We start from the raw sequence: 2896 nt of genomic DNA, 5'->3' as shown, positions 1-2896 counted from the left end.
CAGGACGCGGGACCGATGGACAAACTGAACGTAAGGAATGTGATGAAAACGAGAATGGCTACACGACCAACGCGCGCAAACAAGGAGCACGGTCGAATGCAATTATATGCCGTCATCACCAATAGCGACAGTACACCTGCGAAGACAATGAGATGCCCGTAGTACGGCCAGACCGCGATTGTAGCGGCAATCAATGCCGTAATAGACAACAAGTGGGATATCGAAAATCGCGGCAAGCTCACTGATAGCGTCCACTCGACGAAGGACAGCGACCACCGGGCCGCAGCGGTCGATGCTTCATGTCAGAACCCGTGATCGGCGGATCCGCGTTCATGCCTTTGTCATACTGAAGCATTGTGTTTGCCAATTACCTTTGTGACCGCGTGCTGGTTGTGGGACTCTGCTCGATCCGCCGGAGTCTCTCCGTTGGCATCGCGGATCGTTACGTCGGCGCCACATTTCAGCAATGCACGAACGGTCTTTGTGTCTCCGTGCGTACAGGCCTCATGAAGAGGTGTCCTCCCGTTTTTGCCCTTGAAATCAACAAGCTCCGGTCGTCGAGTAAGGATTTCATTCACCATGCCTGTTTCATAACTGTACGCAGCACGAAACAGATTAAGAACGTCCGCGTCACCGGATTTAACCAGACCATCAATCGCCGCATGCTCGACGAGTAGGCCGCAAATGTTTTTGTGCTTGCGTTGTCCAGGGTAGTGAATGGGGTTGCCTGCGTCAGCAGTGAAACCCGCACCGTTGTCGATAAGCACTTCTGCCACCTCGTAATGCCCACGATACGAAGCAAATACGAGCGGTGTCCACTTGTCAGCGCCAGTGGGCCCATGAACGTTGCCGCCGTGATCGATCAAGAGTTGAGCAACCCTGGATTGCCCGCGACACGCAGCAACATGCAGCAGCGTGAGATTCTTTGCGTCGCGAACAGCGACAATTGTCGCATCCTCTTTGAGGAGCCTCCTGACGGCTGCAACATCACCGTGAAACGTCGGCGCGAAGATCGGATGGTTGGCCATAGTAGTCCGTTGGGGTTTGCCGCATAGCGCCGACAGTGACTGGGCTGCGAGAGCAAGGCCAACCATCACGAAACGCGCTGAAGCTGCTCCGGTGCACGGCATGGTTACCTGATTAGATCCGCTTCGGTGTGGTGACCATCGACATCATGAAAACATTGTATCGCGAAGCGCCGATCATCAGCAAACACAACGTCAATCGCGGCACATCCCGTACCATCGGGCACGAACGCAAACGCCTCCGCCACTATTCGCCCCGTCATTTGTTCGAGAAGACGAGTGGAGTCGTGGCATTCATCTCGTAGTTCCTCGGCCGCGTTTTCGACTGAGACCAGATCCCAAAAAAGCAGCACCCAGGTCGAGGAAAACTCTGTGCCAACCCGGCGTGCGGCTGAACTTCGCATAGAACACGATTGGATGCTTCGCTTTGTTTGACTCATCAGAGATCGCTATCAGATCCAACAACAGCGAACCGGCGACCGCGTCCACCGTAAAATCACGATCTTGATGAAGGCGTCCCATCAGTTTGTTCGGGTAACGGTAAGGTTCGGCGGGGCCGCGCAAACGACTCACCACTTCAAAAATGTCAAGTCGCGGCCACTGTTGCAACCCATGGTTCGTCGCCCGTTAAGTTGCCCACTCAGTGTACAGGAAATCCACCAGCGACGTCATACACTGAAGGACGCCGAGTCCGTATCCAATGCTTGCCAAACGTCGCCCACGCGAAACACCATGCACGCGAATTGTCGCAACCCAAAAGACGACCGTTGCAAACAAAAACATGGAGAGACGCGGAAGAAGCCAAAACGTGCCGTACCTTGTTGTTGAACTCAACGTCGCGTTGATAACCAAGCAAGCAACTGGGAAAATGAGGCCGAGCAACAATGGTGTTATCGAAAAGGCCTTCCGCGATGAAGGATTCCACGGACCTGATATTGCGACGATGCCGAATGCACATGCAAGCAGTGCGAGCGAGGGCAAGATCCTGAAGTACCACGTCGGGTTCATGAATCCAGGGTAGCCGTAGTACGCCATGAACGCAACGAAACCGGAGGCAAATGACGCAATCGAGAGGAAACGAAGGAATCTCGAAATTTTCATGCCAACAGACGCGTCGACTACTTCAGGTGATGAAAATGGATTGCTCAAGCGTATATTCTGTCGACGAACGGTTGCGATACACGGGCGGCGGCAAGCGAGTCAACCATTGCCGAAACGGCGACCACTGCCACTCTGTTGCATCCCATGGTTCGTCCGTATTTGGGGTGGTGCCCGATCAATCCGTCATCTGGAAGTACAGGACACCGTTTTGGTCATCAACGAATATCGTCGGCCGATGTGAGAATTGTCCGTCGACAGATTCATAAAATGTACCAAGTGCATTGGACGGCGGCAGCATCCAGCCAGCATCGATTCCAAATCCGGTCTTGTACAGTTTGATCTCGTGATCAGTTATAGGTGATCCGGAACTCGGTGTTTTCTGGAACTGTGGTTTGTCCCAATGGGCCGTAAATTCAGCTTGAGCGTGCGCGTGCAAATCGGCAAGAGGTGCCGAGAAGCGATAGATCCGAAGCCGGCCACCCATACCACGCGAAGCACGGCAGTAGCGAACATTTGTAGCCGTCTTCGGAAGGGAGCCAGACAGCGTGGCGGCGATTGCGTCCAGAGTTGCGTTTGAATATCCGTTCGATTGTGTTACATGCGGTCGGTTCATACCGACAACGAGCAAGATTGAGAACGCGGCAAAGAGAACGCCGATCCCAACCATGCATCGGAAAAACCATCGCCAAGGGGCTTCCATTTGGCGTTTCACTCTGTCGGACGAACGGCCGCCGTCACCGGGCGGCGGGAGTAAACCCTACCATCAGGAA

Annotated in this window: 4 protein-coding genes; 1 reads left to right on the top strand and 3 read right to left on the bottom strand. The window is 54.1% G+C overall.

Features of this window, described 5'->3' with window-relative positions:
- Positions 1-341: 341 nt before the first annotated feature.
- Positions 342-1028 carry an ankyrin repeat domain-containing protein gene (locus HFP54_RS24980; RefSeq protein WP_168567281.1) on the bottom strand — a complete coding sequence of 229 codons (687 nt, stop codon included), beginning with the start codon at positions 1026-1028 and terminating at the stop codon, positions 342-344.
- A 291-nt stretch (positions 1029-1319) separates the two neighbouring features.
- Positions 1320-1634: a hypothetical protein gene (locus tag HFP54_RS24975; RefSeq protein WP_206036404.1), complete on the bottom strand. Its 315-nt coding sequence runs from the start codon at positions 1632-1634 to the stop codon at positions 1320-1322.
- 91 nt (positions 1635-1725) lie between these two features.
- On the opposite strand from HFP54_RS24975, the gene HFP54_RS24970 reads away from it, so the two are divergent.
- Positions 1726-2046, top strand: coding sequence for a hypothetical protein (locus tag HFP54_RS24970; RefSeq protein WP_168567279.1), 321 nt, complete (start codon positions 1726-1728; stop codon positions 2044-2046).
- Between the two features lie 255 nt (positions 2047-2301).
- On the opposite strand, the gene HFP54_RS24965 is transcribed toward HFP54_RS24970, so the two are convergent.
- Complete coding sequence (locus HFP54_RS24965; RefSeq protein WP_168567278.1) at positions 2302-2826, bottom strand: hypothetical protein; 525 nt, start codon at positions 2824-2826, stop codon at positions 2302-2304.
- Positions 2827-2896: the final 70 nt, after the last annotated feature.

It is taken from the genome of Crateriforma spongiae (genome assembly GCF_012290005.1).
In the GTDB taxonomy this organism is placed as follows: Bacteria; Planctomycetota; Planctomycetia; order Pirellulales; family Pirellulaceae; genus Crateriforma; species Crateriforma spongiae.
This window is presented reverse-complemented; position numbering and strand designations above follow the sequence as displayed.

Coding starts and splice junctions, on each gene's coding strand:
- HFP54_RS24965 (WP_168567278.1), bottom strand. CDS start 2,826: ATGGAAGCCCCTTGGCGATGGTTTTTCCGATGCATGGTTGGGATCGGC.
- HFP54_RS24970 (WP_168567279.1), top strand. CDS start 1,726: ATGCTTGCCAAACGTCGCCCACGCGAAACACCATGCACGCGAATTGTC.
- HFP54_RS24980 (WP_168567281.1), bottom strand. CDS start 1,028: ATGGCCAACCATCCGATCTTCGCGCCGACGTTTCACGGTGATGTTGCA.